The sequence below is a fragment of the Thermodesulfobacterium hydrogeniphilum genome (assembly GCF_000746255.1).
Lineage (GTDB): Bacteria > Desulfobacterota > Thermodesulfobacteria > Thermodesulfobacteriales > Thermodesulfobacteriaceae > Thermodesulfobacterium > Thermodesulfobacterium hydrogeniphilum.
Genome location: NZ_JQKW01000006.1, coordinates 320,128 through 341,104, shown reverse-complemented (window position 1 = coordinate 341,104; position 20,977 = coordinate 320,128). Strand labels below are relative to the sequence as shown.

At 27.4% G+C, this 20,977-nt stretch carries 18 protein-coding genes; 14 read left to right on the top strand and 4 right to left on the bottom strand.

Annotation, left to right across the window (positions count from 1 at the left end; translation table 11 throughout):
- Nucleotides 1-61 precede the first annotated feature (61 nt).
- From CC87_RS02175 to CC87_RS02125, 11 genes are all read left to right on the top strand, one after another.
- Complete coding sequence (locus CC87_RS02175; protein WP_038055577.1) at nt 62-1,447, top strand: amino acid permease; 1,386 nt, start codon at nt 62-64, stop codon at nt 1,445-1,447.
- A 72-nt stretch (nt 1,448-1,519) separates the two neighbouring features.
- The gene (locus CC87_RS02170) at nt 1,520-2,791 is read left to right on the top strand and encodes a TolC family protein (RefSeq protein ID WP_038055575.1); all 1,272 of its coding nucleotides are present in this window, start codon (nt 1,520-1,522) and stop codon (nt 2,789-2,791) included.
- 1 nt (nt 2,792) lies between these two features.
- Nucleotides 2,793-3,980 (top strand): efflux RND transporter periplasmic adaptor subunit, encoded by a 1,188-nt coding sequence (locus CC87_RS02165; protein ID WP_038055573.1) that lies wholly within the window; start codon nt 2,793-2,795, stop codon nt 3,978-3,980.
- Nucleotides 3,974-4,654, top strand: coding sequence for an ABC transporter ATP-binding protein (locus CC87_RS02160; protein WP_038055572.1), 681 nt, complete (start codon nt 3,974-3,976; stop codon nt 4,652-4,654). Before CC87_RS02165 ends, CC87_RS02160 begins: the two co-directional genes overlap by 7 nt.
- On the top strand, nt 4,651-5,865 hold the full coding sequence (locus tag CC87_RS02155; RefSeq protein ID WP_038055571.1) for an ABC transporter permease: 1,215 nt from the start codon (nt 4,651-4,653) through the stop codon (nt 5,863-5,865). The genes CC87_RS02160 and CC87_RS02155 overlap by 4 nt, the downstream gene beginning before the upstream one ends.
- Before the next feature lie 3 nt (nt 5,866-5,868).
- Nucleotides 5,869-7,077, top strand: coding sequence for an ABC transporter permease (locus tag CC87_RS02150; RefSeq protein WP_038055570.1), 1,209 nt, complete (start codon nt 5,869-5,871; stop codon nt 7,075-7,077).
- A gap of 70 nt (nt 7,078-7,147) precedes the next feature.
- Nucleotides 7,148-7,660 (top strand): BCAM0308 family protein, encoded by a 513-nt coding sequence (locus CC87_RS02145; protein ID WP_038055569.1) that lies wholly within the window; start codon nt 7,148-7,150, stop codon nt 7,658-7,660.
- An 8-nt stretch (nt 7,661-7,668) separates the two neighbouring features.
- Nucleotides 7,669-8,499, top strand: a complete 831-nt coding sequence (locus tag CC87_RS02140) for a universal stress protein (RefSeq protein ID WP_038055567.1) — start codon at nt 7,669-7,671, stop codon at nt 8,497-8,499.
- A gap of 9 nt (nt 8,500-8,508) precedes the next feature.
- Complete coding sequence (locus tag CC87_RS02135) at nt 8,509-9,540, top strand: sodium:calcium antiporter (RefSeq protein ID WP_038055565.1); 1,032 nt, start codon at nt 8,509-8,511, stop codon at nt 9,538-9,540.
- The gene (locus CC87_RS02130; protein ID WP_038055563.1) at nt 9,541-10,824 is read left to right on the top strand and encodes a bifunctional folylpolyglutamate synthase/dihydrofolate synthase; all 1,284 of its coding nucleotides are present in this window, start codon (nt 9,541-9,543) and stop codon (nt 10,822-10,824) included. It begins immediately after the preceding gene.
- Complete coding sequence (locus CC87_RS02125; RefSeq protein ID WP_038055561.1) at nt 10,814-11,110, top strand: DUF2250 domain-containing protein; 297 nt, start codon at nt 10,814-10,816, stop codon at nt 11,108-11,110. Before CC87_RS02130 ends, CC87_RS02125 begins: the two co-directional genes overlap by 11 nt.
- Here CC87_RS02125 and topA read toward each other — a convergent pair.
- On the bottom strand, nt 11,096-12,733 hold the full coding sequence (gene topA, locus CC87_RS02120; RefSeq protein WP_038055559.1) for a type I DNA topoisomerase: 1,638 nt from the start codon (nt 12,731-12,733) through the stop codon (nt 11,096-11,098). The genes CC87_RS02125 and topA overlap by 15 nt on opposite strands.
- Nucleotides 12,734-12,876: 143 nt before the next feature.
- Between topA and CC87_RS02115 the strand changes: the two genes are divergently transcribed.
- The 3 genes from CC87_RS02115 to CC87_RS02105 are packed head-to-tail and all read left to right on the top strand — an operon-like array spanning nt 12,877 to nt 15,127.
- Nucleotides 12,877-13,257: a Rho termination factor N-terminal domain-containing protein gene (locus CC87_RS02115; RefSeq protein ID WP_051920450.1), complete on the top strand. Its 381-nt coding sequence runs from the start codon at nt 12,877-12,879 to the stop codon at nt 13,255-13,257.
- A gap of 14 nt (nt 13,258-13,271) precedes the next feature.
- The gene (locus tag CC87_RS02110) at nt 13,272-14,159 is read left to right on the top strand and encodes a phosphoribosylaminoimidazolesuccinocarboxamide synthase (RefSeq protein WP_038055558.1); all 888 of its coding nucleotides are present in this window, start codon (nt 13,272-13,274) and stop codon (nt 14,157-14,159) included.
- A 23-nt stretch (nt 14,160-14,182) separates the two neighbouring features.
- Nucleotides 14,183-15,127 (top strand): ParB/RepB/Spo0J family partition protein, encoded by a 945-nt coding sequence (locus CC87_RS02105; protein ID WP_038055557.1) that lies wholly within the window; start codon nt 14,183-14,185, stop codon nt 15,125-15,127.
- A 10-nt stretch (nt 15,128-15,137) separates the two neighbouring features.
- Here CC87_RS02105 and CC87_RS02100 read toward each other — a convergent pair whose 3' ends face one another.
- The 3 genes from CC87_RS02100 to CC87_RS02090 are packed head-to-tail and all read right to left on the bottom strand — an operon-like array spanning nt 15,138 to nt 20,839.
- Nucleotides 15,138-16,217, bottom strand: a complete 1,080-nt coding sequence (locus tag CC87_RS02100) for a DNA polymerase III subunit delta (RefSeq protein ID WP_038055555.1) — start codon at nt 16,215-16,217, stop codon at nt 15,138-15,140.
- A 3-nt stretch (nt 16,218-16,220) separates the two neighbouring features.
- Nucleotides 16,221-17,657, bottom strand: a complete 1,437-nt coding sequence (pyk, locus tag CC87_RS02095) for a pyruvate kinase (protein WP_038055553.1) — start codon at nt 17,655-17,657, stop codon at nt 16,221-16,223.
- Nucleotides 17,654-20,839 carry an EAL domain-containing protein gene (locus tag CC87_RS02090; RefSeq protein ID WP_038055551.1) on the bottom strand — a complete coding sequence of 1,062 codons (3,186 nt, stop codon included), beginning with the start codon at nt 20,837-20,839 and terminating at the stop codon, nt 17,654-17,656. Before CC87_RS02090 ends, pyk begins: the two co-directional genes overlap by 4 nt.
- Nucleotides 20,840-20,977 lie beyond the last annotated feature (138 nt).

The following is a 20,977-nucleotide window of genomic DNA, read 5'->3' as shown; positions in this document are numbered from 1 at the left end:
TTCATAAGTCTTAAAATAATTATTTTCAAAAATAAAAACTATTATATAATATGAGATTTGTATGGATATTTTTAGAAAAAAATCTTTAAAAATCTTAGAAACGAATTCTTCTCAGCTAAAAAAAGATCTTAATCTTAGAGATATTATTTTTATAGGTATAGGAGCTATTATTGGTGCTGGTATCTTTGTTATTACTGGTGAAGCTGCTGCCTCTTATGGTGGTCCTGGTATTATTATTTCTTTCATTTTAGCAGCTATAGGAATAGGCATAACAGCCTTAGTATATGCTGAACTTTGCTCAGCTATTCCTTTAGCAGGTGGAGCTTATAATTATGCTTATTTTGTTTTAGGAGAATTTTTTGCCTGGTTAGTAGGTTGGAATATACTTTTAGAATATGGTATAGCCACAGCTGCAGTAGCTACAGGATGGTCGGGGTATCTCAGAGCCTTTTTAGAAAATAATTTGCATTTTTCTTTACCTAAAGCCCTTTCAGGGCCTTTAAATTTTCAACAAGGAACTTTTATTGATCTGTTTGCCTTCTTAGGAGTTATAGTAATATTTATACTTGTTACCATAGGAATAAGAAAAAGTGCTTTTGTTAATAATCTAATTGTTATTCTTAAACTGATAACCCTTTTTATTTTTGTTATTTTTGGTTTAAAACATATTAAATGGGAAAATTTTTTTCCTTTTTTACCTTACGGATGGAAAGGAATTTGGAGAGGAGCATCTTTAATAATTTTTGCTTATTTAGGCTTTGATGCTTTAGCAACCTTGGCTGAAGAAACCAAAGATGTGAAAAAGACTTTACCCAAAGGGCTTATTTTATCCTTAGTTATTACCACTTTTATTTACATTGCTGTTTCTTTTACTTTGGTAGGAATGCTTCCTTATTGGGAATACAAAGGGAAACCTGATGCTTTGGCTTATGCTATGTATAAAGTTAATGAAAAATGGGTAGCTGATATTATATCTATAGGGGCAGTTATTACTATTACTTCTGTAATGCTGGTTATGGCCATAGGTTTTACAAGAGTTCTTTATGCTTTAGCAAGAGATGGTTTAATTTTTAAGTCTTTTGCAGATATTCATAAAAAATTTTTTACGCCTTACAAAGCCTCTCTTATTGGAGGATTTTTTTTGTCATTTTTTGCAGGCTTTTTACCTTTGAAAGTATTAGCAGAACTTATAAACATCGGAACTCTTTTTGCATACTTTATAGTTGGTGTGGCTATTTTTATAATAAGAAATAATCCCAAATATAAACCCGGTTTCAAAGTCCCTTTTCCTTATATTGTCCTTCCTATTAATCTATTATTTTTACTTTTTATAATGAGTGGTCTACCTTTAGATACTTGGATAAGATTTATAATTTGGAGTTTTATAGGAATTTTAATTTATTTTTTATATGGATATAAAAACAGCACTGCCAATATCATAAAATAAAAAATTTTTTTATTGACAAAAAAACTTTTAGATATAAATTTAAGTAAGCACTTACATATTGAAGGAAATTTTATGAGACAGATAATTATAACTCTTTCTCTTTTTGTTCTTTTGTGTCAGCATTTATATGCTAAACAGTTCTTATCTTTAAGTGATGTGATATCTTTAGGAATAAAAAATAATCCACAAATTAAAATTTCTTCTAAAATCAAAGAAGAATATTTTTTTCAAAAAAATATGATAAAAGCAAAGTTTTTTCCTTATTTATATTTAAATTACAATTATCAGAGACAGGATTTAGGTAGGAATAAACCCTCAGTTGATTTTCATTATTTTGGTCCGAGTTTAACCTGGAATATTTTTTCAGGATTCTCTGATTGGCATGCTTATAAAGAAGCTCTATTGTTAATAGCAGCTCAAGATGAAAATATTAAAAGCGTTATTTTAAATATTTCTATGAATATAATCCAAGCTTATTTAGAATATTTTAAACAAAAAGCTCTTTATGAAGCTGCTTTAACAGATTTAAAAGATGCCAAAACGATTTTAAAGCTTGCTAAAAAGAAATATGAAGTGGGGTTAGCTCCTTATGCTGATGTTTTAGATGCTGAAGCCCGTGTAAAAAAAGCAGAATTTAATGTTACTAATTACAAATACACTTCTGAAATTGCTAAAGCTAATGTTTTAACTTTAATCAATTATGATATTACCCAAACTGATAGTTTTGAATTTTTACCTGTCAAAGAAACAGATCTTAAAGCAAAAAATTTAGCTGATTGTATTAAACTTGGTTTAATGAAAAGACCAGAACTTAAAGCTAAAGAAAAAGAAATTCTTGCTCAAGAAGAAAAAGTAAAAGAAGTAAAAGGTAAATTTTTGCCTTCTATAAATTTAGTCAGTAGCTATTACAAAGAAGATTCCAAATTTTTCCCAGATAGAGATTATGAATTTACAGCAGGGATAGAAATTCAATGGCCTATATTTTTGGGTTTATCCAGATGGGAAGAACTAAAAAAAGAAAGAGCAACTTTAGAACAAAAACATTTTGAAAAAACTCAAACAGAATTAGAAGTAAAACAGGAAATATTTACCAATTATAAAAGATGGCAAACTGCTAAGGAAAATTACGAAAGCGCTATAGCTTGGTTAAAAAGCATAGAAGAAGATTATAGAATTATAAAGAAAAAATATGAAACCGGTTTGGCAAGCATTGTAGATTTAACCACTACATTGGCACGTCTTTCAGAAGCAAGATCACAAGTAGCAGTTTCTAAATATAATTTCATTTTATCTTATTATAACCTTCAAAAATCTATGGGCTTTATTCCTGGATTAGAAAAATAAGATGAAAAAGGTTTTATATTTGATTTTATTAATTTTTCCCTTTTTTGTTTTTGGATGTAAAGAGAAAAATAAAAAAGAACTTTATCCTAAAAAGACTATTAAAGTAAAAAAGGGTATTATTTTTTCAGAAATTGCTGCTACAGGAGCAGTAAAGCCGCAGGTTGGTGCTCAAGTTAAAGTTGGAGCAAGAATCTCTGGTAAAGTTGAAAAACTCTTTGTAACCCGTGGTGATAAAGTAAAAAAAGGACAACTTATTGCTATTATTGAACATGAGGATTTACAAGATGAAGTAAATAGAACCTATGCTAATTATAAACAGGCTTTAGCTTACTTAGAAAAAGTTAAACTTACTTACTCTGAAAAAATAAAAGCTCAAAAAGAAAATATAAAGGCTTTAAAAATCAAATTAGCTCAAATAGAAAGAGAATTCAAAAGACAGGAAGTTTTATATAAAGATGGTCTTATTTCTAAAACAGATATGGAAAGAATTCAAAGAGATTACGATGTTGCAAAAGCTCAAGTAAATGCAGAATATTATAATCTCAGAGCTTTAATAGAAGAATATAAAAATGAACTCAAGGCTGCTGAAGAACAGGTAAAAGCTGCTAAAAATACATGGGAAGAAGCTAAAATAAGATTAAGTTATGCTTTTGTATATGCTCCTATTTCAGGAGTTGTTTCTGAAGTTACTACTCAACAAGGAGAAACTGTAGTTGCTGGGCTAAATGCCCCTACTTTTATTACAGTAATAGATCTTTCAAAACTTCAAGTAGAATGTTATGTAGATGAAACAGATATAGGGAAAATTGCTCCTGGACAAGAAGCTAAGTTTACTGTGGATGCTTATCCTGATAAAATTTTTAGAGCCAGAGTTAAAACTATTTATCCAGGAGCTGTTATCAAAAATAATGTAGTTTTTTATGATGTAGTGCTTGATATTTTAGATCCTTATAAAAACCTTCTTCGTCCAGAAATGACAGCTCAAGTTACTATTATTGCAGGTAAAAAACAGAATGTACTGATAGTTCCTTCCAGGGCTATTAAAATAGATTCTTCAGGAAATTATTATGTTATGGTTAAAAAAGAAGAAAAATGGGAAAAAAGGATTGTTAAAGTTGGTTGGGAATCAGAAGGAAAAACAGAGATAATTTCTGGTTTGAAAGAAGGCGAGGAAGTAGGTTTGTGGTAAAAAAATTAGTTATTCTTAAAGATATAACCAAAACTTATCAAACAGGTAAAGTTTCTTATCAAGTCTTAAAAGGAATTAATTTAGAAGTAGAAAAAGGAGAATTTCTTGCTATTATGGGAGCTTCTGGGAGTGGAAAAACAACCCTTTTAAATATTATAGGTCTTCTTGATAAACCAACATCAGGAAGTTATATTCTTGATGGGGAAGAGGTTAGCAAGTTAAGTAAACAAGAGTTAGCATACATTAGGAATAGAAAATTAGGTTTTATTTTTCAAGCTTTTCATTTGATTCCTTGGGCTACAGCTTTGGAAAATGTTCTGATGCCTTTACTTTATAGAAAAGAGGGAATTAGTAAAAAAGACGAAGAAAGAGCTAAAAAATTATTAGAAAGATTAGGTTTAGGAGACAGGATAAAGGCTAAACCAGCTGAACTTTCCGGAGGACAACAGCAAAGAGTGGCTATTGCAAGAGCTCTTATTGGAAAGCCTAAACTTTTACTTGCTGATGAACCCACAGGCAATCTGGACAGTAAAAGCAGTGAGGAGGTGATTAAAATTTTTCGTGAATTAAATCAAGAAGGAATTACCATTATAATGGTTACTCATGATCCAGAAATAGCTAAATATGCTAAAAGAATAAAAATAATCAAAGATGGCAATTTTATAGAAAAATGAAATTTTTGTATATTCAAATTTTAAAAGATGTCTGGAAAGAATTAATTTCAAATAAAGTAAATCTTTTTTTTATGATTCTATCCTTGGTAATAAGTTTAACAGCTTTAAATACAATTTATTCCTTAGGATATTCAGCTAAAGAACAAATACTGAATGCTCTGGCTAACGTGCAATTTGGAAAAGACGCTATGCTCATTCTTGCTGGAGGAGGAAAAATAATAGGTCTTACTACCACCAGAAGAGATACTTTAAAACTGGGAGATGCAAAAGAGATTGAAAAACTTGATTTTGTTAAATTAGTTTCTCCTATCTCCTTAGGAACATCAGAAGTTTCATATAAAGGAAATGCAGAAATGATAAGAATAGAAGGAGTTTTTCCTAATTATACCATTGCAACCAATTGGTATCCTAAAACAGGAAGATTTATTAATAAAAACGATCTAAAGAGACTAAGCAAGGTTTGTGTAGTAGGTTTTGATATTCCTAAAAAATTTGGGATTAAAGATCCTATAGGAAAAAAGATAAAAATACGATCAGAATATTTTGAAATAATTGGAATTTTAGAATCCAAACCCACTTTCGGACATTTTAACAGAAATGAAAGAATTTTTATTCCTCTTACTACTGCTCAAAGAAGACTATTCAATAAGGATTATATAGATGCTATAAAAATTCTATTTCAGCCTGGTACAAATATTGATTTAGCTAAATATAAGATTCGTCAAATTTTGAGAAAAAGACACAAGCTTTATGGTATAGAACCAGATGATTTTAGAATTATTACTCCTGATATGGCTATAAAGTTTTTTACTTCTGCATCAAAAATTTTAACAATTTTTCTTTTAACTATATCTTTAATAAGTTTGATAATAAGTGGTGTGATTATTATGAATCTTATGTATGCTAATATTGAAGAAAAATCTCCTATTATTGCTTTAAGAGTAGCTTTAGGAGCGACTTCTCAAAGAATAATTATACATTATTTAGTAATGTCTTTAATAATTGCTTTTATAAGTGGCTTAATAGGATGGATTTTAAGTTTACTTATTTTAAAAACTATTGCCTATTTTACCCCTTTAAAAGCTTATTTTTCTTGGCTAACATTTTTATTTAGCCTTAGTTTTGCTATATTAACAACTATTGTTTTTAGTTTGATACCTTCTGTAAAAGCTACCCAAGTAGAACCTTCTATTTTATTAAAGAGTTTGTAAGAAATGCTGAAATATAAATTACTTTGGGGAGGACTTTTTCATAAAAAATTAAGGCTTATTTTATCTATTATTGGAATAATTATAGGGGTTGCTTCTCTTCTTCTTATGAATTCTTTTGGAGAATCTGCTAAAATTAAAACATTAAAAGAAATAGAAACCTTCGGTCCTGAAGTAATGATGGTAGTAGCAGGTAATGTAAAGGTTAGAGCAGGTAGAGCTATTCAAACAGAAATAACCACAACTTTAAAACCAAGTGATGCAAAGGTTTTGATGGAAATAAACGGAATAAAATATATTTCTCCTGTGTTTAATGGTGATGGGATTGTAAGATATTTAAGAAATACTCTTATTACCATAATTAATGGGGTTAACGAGGAATATATAAAGCTAAGAAAATTCCCTTTAGTTGAAGGAAGAAACTTTTTAAAAGAGGAAGTTTTAGGATATAAAAAGGTAGCTATTTTGGGATATAAAGTAAAAAAGGAACTTTTTGGTAATAAAGATCCTATTGGAAAAATTATACTAATAAACAAATTACCTTTTAGAGTAATAGGAGTTTTGGATAAAATAGGAATTGATGCCAGTAATACTGATCAGGATGATCAAGTTTTAATTCCTTATACTGTAGCTATATCAGCTGTTTATAATGTGGATTATATAAGAAGTATTTACTTAAGTGTAAAGGATATATCAGAAATTTCTAAAATAGAAGATCAAATAAATAAATTACTTATGAAAAGGCATAAAGTTAGTGAAAAAAATAAAGATTTTACTATTATCAAAGCTGAAGATATTTTAAAAGTAAAAACTCAAACTACCAGGATTTTTTCAGTATTGGTAAAAAATGTTTCAATTTTGTGTCTTTTAGTAGGTGCTTTGGGAGTTACAGCTATTATGACACTTTCAGTTAATGAAAGAAAAAAGGAAATAGGTATTAGAAAAGCCCTTGGAGCTAAAGAAAAGGATATTCTTTTTCAATTCTTGGCAGAAAGTATTTTTATCACCATGCTGGGAGGTTTAATAGGAATTTTAATAGGAATTTTAGGAGCTTTAATTTTTTTACCTTTATTTAATTATCCCTTAATTTTTCCTTTAGGTCCTATCATTACTTCTACATTATTAACCATAATTTTTGGGATTATAGCAGGGGTTTATCCAGCTTTTAAAGCTTCTAAAGTTGATCCTATTATTCTTTTAAAACAGGGATTTTAGTTGATCTAATTGACTTGCTTGAAATGAAGATTATATTTTAAATTAAGAAAACTTTATTTAGGAGGTTTTTATGTCTAAAAAAGGAGATAAGTGGTTCACCCATACTCAGGAATATGAAACTAATGGAGATCCTTATGCAATGAAAGCTGCTCCTGCTGGTGAAGCTATCTGTCCAAGATGTAAAGCTATCTTTAAAGATAAAAGATGGTTTATAGATGAAGAACTTTATGAAGAATTAAAAGATATAGAAACAGTTCCTCACATTATTTGCCCAGCTTGTAGAAAAATTTTGGACCGTTATGCTATGGGATATCTTTATATTTCTGGCAATTTTTGGGAGACTCATAGAGAAGAAATTATGCGTCTTATAAATAATGAAGTTGAAAGAGCAAGAGGTTTAAATCCTTTACACCAAATTATAAATATTTATGAAGAAGATGGAACTACAGTTATAGAAACTACCACAGACCATTTAGCTCAAAGATTAGGAAGAGCCTTGTATAAGGCTTGTAAAGGAGATTTAGAGTTTAGATGGTCTAAAGGGAATAAATTGGTAAGGGTTTACTGGTCAAGAAATGATTAAAAATTCAAATGAATAAACCTATTGCTTTAGCTATAGACTTTAAAGAATTCACTTCTATCATTATTGAAAGTGGTGTCTTTTTAGCTCAAAATGTTTATACTGAAAGTAAAATTGTTTTATTTCATGCTATTGAATATTTTTTTACTCCTCCTGTATATCTTCTTCCTTATTTAAACAAAGAAAAAGAAAATATTTATAAAGAACTTGAAAAATTAACTAAACTTTTTAAAGAAAAAAATTTTTCAGTAGAAATTCATGTTCTTTTAGGAAATTTTTGGGAAGTTTTAGAAAATTTTATTAGTAGGTTAAAACCTGAAGTTTTAGTATTGGGGTATAAATCCCATATTTTTAAAGTTCCTACTGCTGAAAAAATGCTTGAAAAACTTAAGTGCAATTTTTTAGTAGTAAAAAAGAAACCTCTGCAAAAAATTAAAAATATTCTCTGTGCTATTGATTTTTCAGAATTTTCGCCAATTTCTCTTAAAAAAGCCTTTTTCTTAACAGAAAAATTAAAATGTAATTTAAACATTTTAAATATAGTTCCTCCTCTTGGAATCCAAAATTCAAAATTACAAGAAAAATACTTAGAAAATACTAAAAAAGAAATTGAAAAATCATGGCATAGTTTATTACAAGAAATTAAAATTCCTTTTGTACCTTTTAATTTTTATATTAGATTTGGAGATAGATTAGAAGAAATAGACAAATTTATTAAAGAAACTCAAACAGATCTGTTAATAATAGGTAAAAGAGGAAAAGAACTTAAAGAGGGGTTAGGATTTTTGACTAAGGAAATACTATACTCAATAAATATACCTATTTTTATAGTAGAAAATTAGTCCTGAGACATGGAATTAATTTTTTTAATTTTATCTCTGTTAATAATTCTTTTTAGTGCGGAGTTATTTACTAATGGAATAGAGGTATTTGGGGAAACACTGTCTTTATCTCAAGCTGTAGTTGGAAGTGTTCTTGCAGCTATAGGCACGGCTCTTCCAGAAACTATAGTTCCTTTAGTTGCTATCCTTTTATACAAAGGAAAAGAAGGAGCTTATATAGGAGTAGGAGCTATCTTAGGCGCTCCTTTTATGCTTTCTACCGTAGGATTATTTCTAATCGGTTTAGGGATTTTTATTAGTTATTTTTTTAAAAGAAGATCTAAATTAGAAATACATTTAGAATATTCAACTTTTTTGAGAGATCTTTCTTTTTTTCTTTTTAGTTATTCCTTGGCTATTTTTTTTCCTTTGATTTTCCCTAATACTAAATTTTTACACTATTTTATAGCTGTATTTTTGATAATAAATTATATAATATATTTATTTTGCACTTTCAGAGCTGATAGTCTTGAACTTGAATCTGTAAGAGATTTATATTTAAACAAAGTTTTAAAAATAATCAGTTTTTCATTCAATCGTAAGATTTTGATAATTTTTTTATCCATTTTTCAGGTAGTTTTAGCTTTAGTTTTAATGATTAAAGGGGCTCATATTTTTGTAGAAAATCTAGAAATAATTTCCAAAAAACTGGGTATAGAGCCTCTTTTGTTTGCACTTATCTTAGCTCCTATAGCTACAGAACTTCCTGAAAAATGTAACAGTTTTTTATGGACTTTAAGAGGAAAGGATACTCTTGCTTTAGGGAATATAACAGGAGCTATGGTCTTTCAGGCAACTTTTCCTGTAAGTGTAGGATTATTATTTACTACCTGGAAAATTAAAGGACTTGCATTATTCTCAGCTTTGATTACACTTTTTCTTGGAGTTTTTTATTTAATAATTTTAAAAATTTTTAAAAAACTACCTCCTTATATATTTTTTATATCTGGTTTTTTTTATATTTTTTACATTTATTTAATAATAAAAACCTTAGCTTCTTAAATGCTGAGAAATTATTTAGAATGGTTAAATAGCTATCAATTTCATGGTATTAGACCTGGTTTAGATAGAATTACAAAGATTTTAAAGTGGTTGGGTGATCCTCATAAAAAAATAAAAACTGTGCATATTGCAGGGACTAATGGAAAAGGATCAACTGGTGCTATTTTAAATGAACTTCTCAAATCTCATGGTTTAAAAACAGGTCTTTATACCTCCCCTCACCTTTTCAAGCTCAATGAGAGATTTAAAATAAATAGTATAGAAATTTCAGATGAAAAATTAAAAGATCTTTTAAAAATTTTAAAAATTACTATTAAAAATTTTCCTACTACTTATTTTGAGATTACTACTGCTCTGGCTTTTTTATATTTTTGGGAAGAAAAAGTGGATATAGCAATTATAGAATGTGGTTTAGGAGGAAGGCTTGATGCTACTAATGTAATAAAACCAGAGACATCTATTATTACTTCTATAAGTTTGGATCACACAAAATATTTAGGGAATACCTTAGAAAAAATAGCCTATGAGAAAGCAGGAATAATTAAAAGGTTTACTCCTTGTGTTTTAGGAAATTTAGAAGAAAGATTAATACCCATTTTTAAAGAAAAATGTTTAAGATTAAACTCACCTTTGTTTATCTGGAATAAAGATTTTAAAATAGAACAAAAAGAAAATAAGTGGAATTACTATGGGAAAAAAAACTTTAAAGATTTAGATTTAAACTTAAAAGGATTTTATCAGGGTATAAATTTAGGATGTGCTTTAAAAACTTTTGAAATTCTGGAAGAAAAAGGCTTTTTAAAAATTGATGAAAATAAATTAAAAATGGCTTTAAAAGAAGTTAAATGGCCAGGAAGATATGAAAGATTTTTAATAAAAAACAAGGAAATTTTGATAGATGTAGCTCATAATTTAGAAGGAGTTAAAACTTTAAAAGAAAACCTGAAAAAAGATGATTTTAAAAATTTTAATTTAATCTTTGGAGCAACTAATGAAGATGAAGAAAAGCCTTTTTTAGAAATGCTTAAAGAACTTTTAATTTTAGCTGATAATATTTTTGTATGTGAATTTTTTTCTCCAAGAAAGATTGTTACTGTGGAAGACTGGAAAAAAGAGCTTGGTAGAATTAATTTAAATAATGTTCCCATTAAATTTTTTAAAAACCCGCAAGAAGCTATAGATAAAGCTTTAGAAGATAAAAATAATAAAATTTTGATTACAGGTTCAATTTATTTTATAGCTAATTGTTTAAAAATTTTGGAAAATCATCTAAATGAAAGCTAAGGATTTAAAATTACCTTGGGAAAAATTAGAAGATAAAGACTGGGAAATTTTAAAAGATTTATATAAAGACGGGGCTGATTGTGCCAAATTTATATCAAGAAGGTTTAAAATTGATTTAAAAGAAGTTATGGAGAGGCTTAAAAAACTTGAGAAGCTTGGTTTTTTAAAGAGAATTGAAGGAAGATTTGCTATAATTCGTGGAAAATATAAACACATGAATCATACTTATTATGAACTAAGCAGGCCTGCTAAATTATATCTTAGGAAAAAATTAAATTCTGTTTAAATATTCTTTTAAAACTTCATAAGTAGGTTTTACAATTTCTAAATAGGTTTTTTCCTGATTTACCACTTTTTCTAAATCTTCTTCCATCTCAGCAGTAAATTTATAATCCATAAATTTAGGAAATTTTTCCACTAAAAACTGACAAACCTGTTTCCCCAGTTCTGTGGGTTTTAAAAATCTGTTTTCTCTTACTACATAATTTCTTCTATACAAAATATCAAGTAAAGTAGCATAAGTAGAGGGTCTGCCTATTCCTAAGGATTCAAGCTTTCTTATAAGACTTGAAGGAGTGTATCTGGAAGGAGGAGTTGTAATATGTTTTTTTGTCTTACATTCTAAAAAATCATAAATTTCTCCTTTTGTTAGGTCTAAAAAGATTTGATCTTCTTTTTTATCTTCGGAAAAAATTTTTAAAAACCCATCAAAAAAAAGTTTTTTGCAGGTGGTTTTTAAAGAATAATCTTTCCCCAAATTCTTATTGATAAAAGTATATCTTCTGACCAAATATTCTGCAGGAGCCATCTGGCTTGCAATAAAAAAGAGTCTTATAAGATGATATAAATTTTTTTCCTTGGAAGACAAAGGAACACTTTCTCTATAAATATCAGTTGGCCTTATACATTCATGAGCATCTTGCACAAATTTAGTTTGTTTTATCCTTCTACCTCTTCCTATATATTTTTCTCCAAAATAAATTTTTATAAATTCTTTTGCTCTTTTTTTAGCATATTCACTTACTCTCACAGAATCGGTTCTCATATAGGTAATATACCCATTTTCATAAAGAATTTGAGCATATTTCATGGTTTCCTTGGGTTCATAGCCCAGCATTTTTTGAGCAAGTTCTATCATAGAGGTTGTTTTTAAAGGTAAAGGTGGAGGCGTTTTTTCTATCTTTTCTTTTACTTCTTTTAAAATAAACTTTTGCCCTTTTAACTTTTCTTCACAAAATTTTATTAAATCTTCTAAGGATTTAGTTTTAAATAATCTATTTTTGTGATAAAGTTCTGTAGAAAAAATTATAGAATCACTTTTTAACATTACCTCCAAAGAGTAAGTAATTTCAGGAATAAAGTTTTCTATTTCTATTTCTTTTTCTACAATAAGTCTTAATGCTATGCTTTGAACTCTTCCTGCGGAAAGAGTTTTTTTGAATATTTTGGATAAACAGGGAGAAATTAAATATCCTATTAATCTGTCAAGAACTCTTCTGGTAAGCCATGATTGATATAGATTAAAATTTATTTCTCTTGGATAAGAAAGAGCATTTTTTACTCCAAATTCAGTAATTTCTATTAAATCAATCCTTTTAAAATTAAGTTTAGGGTTTATTTTAGAAAGGTATTCATATAAATGATAAGCAATAGCCTCCCCTTCTCTATCAGGATCTGTAGCAAGATAGATTAGATTTACTTTAGGAATAAGTCTTTTAAGTTCTGAGAGAACCTTTCTTTTCTTAGGTAAAATGTAAAAAGATGGAGTAAAAGTTTGCAAATCAATTCCTAATTTTTTCCCAGGAAGATCTTTGATATGTCCAAAAGTAGCACGAAAAATAAAACCATTTTTTAAAATCTTTCTAAGAGTTTTGATTTTAAAAGGAGACTCCACTATAAAAAGAATCATGGTCTTTCAATTATACCACAAAACCAAAAAGTTCCATTTATGAAGTGGTAAAATTTGAAAATAACTTGCTTTCTTTTGTTTTTGTGGTATTTTTTTTAAATCTTGAAAAAATTCTTTTTAAATCCTTCTTAAGGAGGGTAAATATGGAAGAAGTAAAAAATCAAGAAGAAGCACAGGTTGAAGAAGGAACTAAAGAACTTCCTAAATTGGAAAAAAAACTTGAAAAAATGACCATTAAGGAATTAAGAGAAATAGCTCTTCAAATTCCTGAAATTTCTGGTGTTCATGGAATGAACAAAGAGGAACTTATTTCTGCTCTTAAAAAAGTCTATGGAATAAAAGAAGAGCCTAAAAAAGTTGGTGCTTCTATGAGAGAAATTAAAGCTAAAATAAAAAAATTTAAAGCTTTAGCAGAGGAAGCTAAAAAGAATAAAGAATGGGAAAAATATGAAAGATATAGAAAACTTGCCAGTAAATTCAAAAAACGCACCAGAAAGCTTGCTAAACTTGCTAAAGTTGCTTAAAAAGTGAGAGCTCTATGAAAGAAGGTTTATTTCAGACTGATATAAAAGAAATACCTTTAATAAAAAGAGGAAAAGTTAGAGATATTTATGATCTTGAAGATAAGCTTCTTATTGTAGCTACTGATAGGATCTCTGCTTTTGATGTGGTTCTTCCTACTCCTATTCCTGATAAAGGAAGAATTCTAACTTTGATGAGTCTTTTCTGGTTTGATTTTTTAAAAGATATAGTAGATAATCATTTGATCACAGCCAATGTAGATGAATTTCCAGAAGTTTTACAGTCTTATAAAAACATCCTTTATCAAAGAAGTATGATTGTTCATAAAGCTAAGGTTATTCCTGTTGAATGTATTGTAAGAGGCTATATTACTGGTTCTGCTATGAAAGAATATTTAAAAACTGGTAAAGTTTGTGAAATTACTCTGCCTTCTGGTTTAAAAGAAGCAGACAAACTTCCAGAGCCTATTTTTACTCCATCCACCAAAGCAGAAATAGGAGAACATGATATAAATATAACTTTTGAAGAAATGTGCAAAATCGTAGGAAAAGAAACAGCAGAAATTTTAAAAGAACTATCTTTAAAAATCTATAAAAAAGCTGCAGAATATGCAGAATCTAAAGGGATAATCATTGCTGATACTAAATTTGAATTTGGGATTTTAGATGGAAAGATTATTTTAATAGATGAGGTTTTAACTCCGGATTCCTCAAGATTCTGGCCTAAGGATGAATATGAGCCGGGCAAGCCTCAAAAAAGCTTTGATAAACAATTTATCAGGGACTGGTTAAAAGCAAATTGGAAAAAAGGAGAAACCCCTCCTTCCATACCACCAGAAATCGTAAAAAAAACCAAAGAAAAATATTTAGAAGCTCTTTATAGACTTACTGGAAAAACTTTATAAAAACTTTTTTCTCTCTTAATAGAATGCTAAAAATTAAAAATTTCTCTGTAGAGCAAATTTTTTTAAATAAAATAGATCTTGAGGATAGAACTTATGTATTTTCTTACCCTAAAAGAGAAAAGTTTCTAAAAGATAGCATTCAAAAATTTGGACTTCTTACCCCCCCAATTCTTTTTTTATCTTCAGAAAAAACTAAATATATTATTATAGATGGTGAAGGCAGAATTTTAGCCTACAGATCTCTGGGCTTAAAATCTATTCCCTCCTGCATTATTACTGGTTATACTTCTAAAGAACTCCTTCTTATTTCTTTGGAGTCTAATCTTTTCCGTTCTTTAAATTTGGTAGAAAAAGCAGAATTTATAAAAAGAGCTTTAAATTTTTTTTCTATAGAAGAAATTCTGGAAATTCTTCCTAAATTAGGATTTTCTAAAAATTACATTTGGATAGAATTTTTACAAAATATTAATAAATTAGAAGATGAATTTAAGAATTTACTGGTTTTAGAAAAATTAAATCCTAAAATTACGCAAATTTTAGCTAAATTGAACAAATTTGAAAGAGAAGAATTTTTGGAACTTCTTAAAAAATTAAATCTTAGCTTTAGTGAGCAAAAGGATATTTTGGAAAAATTGTTGGATTTAAAAAAAAGAAATAATTTAAATGATCTTTTATCTGAAGAATTAAAAAAAATCTTGGAAGAAAAAGATTTCAATAAAAGAAAAAAAGAATTCTTAAATAAATTAAAAGAATTTTATTATATTCATTATTTTTCAAAATTAAGAGAAATTAGCCCTGTAGTGGAAAAATTTAAAGCTAAAAATATTAATCTTGATTTTGTTCCATATTTTGAAAAAAAAGAAATAAATATTCAATTTAAAGGAAAAAATATGGAAGAAATTTCTAAAAAGATAGAATTTTTAACAAAAAATCAGAAAGATATAAAATATATCTTAGAAAAAATCTAAAATCTAAGATTTAACATTTTTCTATTTTGTACCATAAATTTAAGAAAAATTCATTAAAAACCTGTGCTGGATTTCTGAAGTATATTTTTATACCGAGATCAGCCTTATAAAGTTCTTCAAAAACAACTTTAAAATCTTTTATCCTGTTTATGTATTTTTTCATAGTAAATAAAGGATAAGGATGGCTTTCAGCTATGATCTTAGGAACTTCTTCTATAGGATTTTCTTTAATTTCCTGCAATTTTTTGGAAAAATAGACATATTTATTCTCTTTAGCAAGTTCTGCATGTTTTTGCAAAAATTCCTTGAAAATTTCCATCTTTTTAAAAAATTTATATAAATACCATAAAATTTTGGGAGCTTCAATTTTATGATCTAAAAGAGTTAAAACCAATTTATAAGCCTTTTCAGGTCCATAATTAAAAAAAGTATCAGCTAAAAGATAAAGAGCATCATTTTCTAAAGGTATAGTAACTGTCCATATATCATCTTCACTTATTATTTGATGCTCATCTGTATAAAGAATCAATTTATTAAGCTCATTTTTAAAATGATAATAATCTTTTCCCACCAAAGAAAGAAATAAATTAGCAGTATTTTTGTCCATTATTTTATTAGTTTCTTTTAAAGCCATAATTAATTCGCTTTCCAAAATATCCTCTTCTTTTCTGGTGGTAAAAGGAATTATAGCTCCTTTTTCAAAAGCATATTTATATAAAGGATGATCTTCTTCAAACTTAGCTGCAATTAAAAACCAACTAAATAGGTTATTTCCCCGGATTAAATTTTTTACTATATCTTCTCCTTTTTCAATGCTAATATTTTCAGCTCCCAAAATTAGATAAACCTTTCTTATACCAAAAAGACTTTCTTGATATCCTTTAATCTGAAAGAAATCTTTTTTTCCTTCTTTATCATTAAGATTATAAACCTCTAATATAGCCTCTTTTTGTTGTAAAATAGTATATATTTCTTTAGCCTTTTCTTTACAAATATGTTCAGGTCCAATAAAAATATAAACCGGAGCTATGCGGTTTTTCTTAGCAAGATCTATTAACTTAGGAACTTGGATAGGTGTGAAAATAGGCATATCTTATTGAGATAAAATTTCTTTAAGTTGATCATTTTTTATAACTCTTATTAAGTTAGTAGATCCTATCTTACCTATGGGATAACCCATAGTTAAAACTAAAGTATCTTCTTCTGATATTATTTTATCATTAAAAGCTTTTTTAACAAACTCCTTTACCATATTTTCTACATTATTACTTTCTGAAAGAACCATATAAGGATAAACTCCCCATACTAAATTCAAACGCCTTAAAACTTCTTCATTGTGAACATTGGCTAAAATCAGAGCTTTGGGCCTAAATTTAGCCACTCTCATAGCAGAGCTTCCAGATTTAGTAAAAACTACTATAATTTTAGCTCCTATTTCTTCAGCTAAAATACAGCTACTATAGGCTATAGCAAAATCTGGAGAGACATGTTGGCATTCCTCAGGACCAAAAAAATAAATCTTTTCTGCTTCTTCTATAGTCTTAGCCATCATTTTAACAGCTTCCACAGGGTATTTACCTACTGTGGTCTCATCTGATAGCATAAGTGCATCTGCCCCATCTAAAACTGCATTGGCTATATCAGAAATATCTGCTCTGCTTGGCATAGTAGAATTTATCATAGAGGTAAGCATCTGAGTCGCAATAATAACAGGTTTCCCTTTTTCTTTGCATTTTCTAACCAGTTCTTTTTGTATAACAGGAACCCTTTCTATAGGTATTTCCACCCCCAAATCCCCTCTGGCAATCATTATACCATCAACTACTTTTAAAATTTCATCAAAATTTTCTACACCCTTTTGTGTTTCTATTTTAGCTAAAATAAATGTTTTTTTTTGATATTTTTCAACCAGTTTTTTACATTCTATAATATCCTTAGGTGTATTTACAAAAGAAAGTGCTATTAAATCTACTTCCATTTTTAAACCGAATTCTAAATCCTTTTTATCTTTCTCTGTAAGTGCAGAAATAGAAAGATGCGCTCCCGGGAAATTAACCCCCTTTTTAGAAGAAATTACTCCACCCTGAATAACCTGGGTGACTATTTTTTCTAATTCTTTTTTTATAAGTTTTACTTTTATAAGACCATCAGCGATATAGATTAGATCCCCCTCTTTAAGATCATCTAAAATCTCTGGAAAATCTATATAAACTTTTCCTATTCCATCAATTTTTTCACATGTAATGGGTCTTTTATAAATTTCAAGAATCTCTCCTTGATGTAAAGTAAAAGGAGTTTTCACCTCTCCTATTCTTATTTTTGGTCCTGATAAGTCTTGAAGAATAGCCACAGGGATATTAAGCTCTTGAGAAATTTTGCGTATTTTTTCTATATTTTCTCTATGATAATTTTGGTCTCCATGAGAGAAATTAAGTCTAAATACATTTACTCCAGCTTCAATAAGAGATTTTATTGTTTGAGGATCTCTTGACGATGGACCAATAGTAACTACAATTTTAGTTCTTCTCATTTATTTTTTTTCCTATCTTTTTTTATTATTTCTTCTACTTCCTTTTCAGGTAAAGGTTTAGAAAGGAGAAATCCCTGAACAAAATCACAACCTAAATTTTGCAAAATTTTTAATTGCTCCTCTGTTTCAACCCCTTCAGCTAAGGTTTTTATACCCAGATTTTTGGCCAATTTTATAACTGTTTCCACTATATAATAAGTTTTATTATCTTTAAGTATCAAATTTGTAAAAGATTTGTCAATTTTAATAATATCAATAGAAAAATCTTTTAAATAGTTTAAGGATGAATATCCTGTGCCAAAATCGTCTAAGGCTATTTTTATATTATAAGATTTTAATATGTTTAAAACCTTTTGAGATCTCTCTAAATTTTTAGCTAAAGTATGTTCTGTAATTTCTATAATAAAATAAGTAGGTAAACTTTTAATTAAATCTTCATATTTTGAGATAATTTCTAAAATAGATAAAAATTCGAAACTTTTAGAAGAAATATTTATAGAAATAGGTATTTTCCATTCTTTTATTTTGTTTAAATTTTTATATAGATTGTAATATTCAAATTCTTTTATATAAGGACTATTTTCTAAGTATTCAATAAACTCTAAAGGTTTGATAATTTTGTCTCCATCCTTAATTCTAACTAAAGCCTCTAAACCTGCTATTTCTAAGGTTTGAGTTTTGAAATAAGGTTGGTAATAAAATATAAACAGATTTTCTTTAATAGCTTTTTTTATTAAATTGATAGTTTTAAAAACCTTTTCTACTTCTGTTTCAATAACAGAATTAAAAAACTCTATCACATTAGGACCTTTTCTTTTAGTTTCGTTTAACAAAACATTAACTTTTTGCCAAAGTTCTTTAAAATTGGTTCCGTCATCTGGATATATAACCACACTGGCGTTAAATTCAAGGAATATTTTTTTATCTTTAAATTGTAAAGGTTCTGAAAAAATGTTTATGATTTTTTTTATCCATTCAGTATATTCGTTTTTTTCAATATCTACAAGAAAAATACTAAATTCATCTCCTACAGGTCTTCCCAATATTCCGTTTTTATCTACAAGTTTGTTTAATTTTTTAGCTATTTCCTTAAGACAAAAATCTCCTGTTTCTGTTCCATAAAAATGATTTATATAAGAAAAATTATAAATATCCAAAAGTATCAATACTCCGTTTTTTCTCAATATACTAAGCAATTCAGTAACTTTTTGAGCAAAACCTTGATAATTTAAAAGTCCTGTCAATCCATCGTAGTTACGTAATCTAAATCTTTCTTCTTCAAACCTCATCTCTCTTGATAAATCTTTTCCCCAAATTATTAATTTTTTTATTTCTTCTGACAATTCAATATAACCGATTTTTAAATTTAATATTAGTCTTTTATTTTTTTTAGAATAAGTTCCGATCCTTCTTACTTCTCCGAAATTTTTATCTTTTAATTCTTTTATTACACTTTTAGGAATACTTAGTAGTCTAAAACAATTATCAGTCCCTTTATCAAATTCTAAAATCCGAGCACCATAAGGATTTATGTATTCTATCTTTCCATCAACATCTGCAATAATTAAAATTTCTTCAGTTCTTTTTATAAACTCATTAATAATATGATCTTTTAATAATAAATCTATTTTTCTAAAAGCAAAAGACAAATCTCTTTTGAGTTCTTCTATTACTTCCCTATAATCCTCTTCAAAAAACTGAGGCTCTTCAGAATATAAAGTTAAAATACTAACAACTTTATCATTTTTTATTAATGGAATAGCACAAATTGAATTGATTCCTAATGATAACAAGTGTTTTTTAATCTTTTGAGAATTTAAATGACTTTTTATATCTGAAATTATTTGAATCTCTTTTGTTTTATAAGCCTTTACACAGTAATACTCCTTTTCCTTTAAGGTAACTGCATCTTTTACTTTTAAATCTTCTGGGCAATAAAAAGTTGGTTTTATAATTCCTTTTTCTTCATCAATAATACCTATACATACTCCCTTTAATTGAAGTTCTTCCAAAAGTATAGGTAAAATTTTCTCATAAATCTCTTTTTCATAACTGCTGGTAATTAAAATTTGATTGATTTTTTTTAAAACTCTGTTTAATCTTTCCAACCTTTTTTGTTTAGTAACATCTATTAATAAAACCAAACCACTATATTTTCCTTTATAAAATATGGTGGTAGAAGAAAGTAAAACTTCTATCTTTTTATTATCTTTAGTTTTAAGGGGTACTATATTATAATTCAAGGTAAAAAATTCTCCTTTTAAACGCTTTTTAACGATTTCTCTACCTTTTATTTTATCTTCTTCATAATAAAACAAATCCTCAGGTTTAAGTTTCTGAAATTCTTCAGGAGTGTATTTTAAAAGAGAAGATAAATAAGGATTGGTATATACATAATGATCATGATAAATTCCTATTCCCAAATATGGAAACTCTAACATTACTTTACTAATAAAAGATTTTTCCAAAAGTTCTGATAAATAATCACTTATAAAACAAAAAGCTAAAACATTAAGTCTTTCCCAAAATGATATGAATTCTATATCTTCCGCATCAAAAAGTTCTAAAATTTTCTTATCAATAGACTTCAAAGCTTCTTTTATATTTTTAAAATCAGAAAAGTCTCGGGGAATCATAAAATAATGATAATTTTTTATTACAAGTTCTTTTTTTATTAAAGATGTTAAAAAGTTTTTAAAATGTTCAAGATCAGGAATAATTCCCAAATCTACTTCCTTATTTAAAACTTTCTGAACGATTTCTTCATAAGAATCGATTTTCAGAATTAAAAAATTTAAAAATTCCAAATCAAACTGTAGTTTAAGAGGAATAAATAATCCAGAAAAAGTGGGATGATCCAAAATAGCTATTTTGATCTTTTCTTTCTGTTTTAAAAGTTCTAAATTTTTATTACTGATTAAAACATAGTTTGGTACTTTTTTCTTTTTAAATTTAGCTATAGGAATATAACCTCTTTTATAAAGTTCATACACACCAATAGGAAAAGAAGCAAAATATATATCAAAATATTCTTTTCTTATTTTTTCCAATTCTTCTTTTAAATTTTGAAAAATTTCTAAAGACACTTTGGATTTAAGAAATTTTTCTAAATTTTCAACAAAATTTCGCCAGTTTTTAATTTGACTTTCCTGACAGTAACAAACACCTAATTTTATAGACATCTTAATTTAGGATTTTAAAATAAATATTACAAAAATCAAGTATTTAACCCTAAGGATTATAAATTATGTTATAAATATTTTTATAATAATCAATGTATAAGATAACTTGAATTTATAAAAATTGATCTTAATTTTAAA